Origin of the sequence: Shimazuella kribbensis DSM 45090 (assembly GCF_000428065.1) — a bacterium.
Lineage (GTDB): Bacteria > Bacillota > Bacilli > Thermoactinomycetales > Thermoactinomycetaceae > Shimazuella > Shimazuella kribbensis.
In genome coordinates, this window is record NZ_KE386619.1 from 19006 (window position 1) to 19412 (window position 407).

Genomic DNA, 407 nt, shown 5'->3' on the forward strand with positions numbered 1-407 from the left:
ACCCAGTGGCTCCGGTTGGTCCCGTTGTTCCAGCAGTTCCTGGGTCTCCAGTCGTTCCCGTTAACCCAGTGGCTCCGGTTGGTCCCGTTGATCCAGCAGTTCCTGGATCTCCAGTTGATCCGGTCGCTCCCGTTGTTCCAGCAGTTCCTGGGTCTCCAGTTGCTCCGGTTAACCCAGTCGCTCCGGTTGACCCAGTAGCACCCGTTGCCCCTCCTAATGGACCAGTTTCTCCTCTTGCACCTGTAGTACCTGTTGGACCAGTTACACCTGTTAGTCCTCTTGATCCGGTTGGACCAGTGGTTCCTGTTGGACCAGTTACACCCGTTAGTCCTCTTGCTCCGGTTGGACCAGTGATTCCTGCTGGACCAGTTACACCTGTTATCCCTCTTGCTCCGGTTGGACCAGTG

Annotated in this window: 1 pseudogene; it reads right to left on the reverse strand. The window is 57.0% G+C overall.

Annotated elements, in window-relative coordinates:
* Positions 1 to 407 (reverse strand): annotated as a pseudogene (locus tag A3GQ_RS25310) (hypothetical protein); the annotation flags it as partial.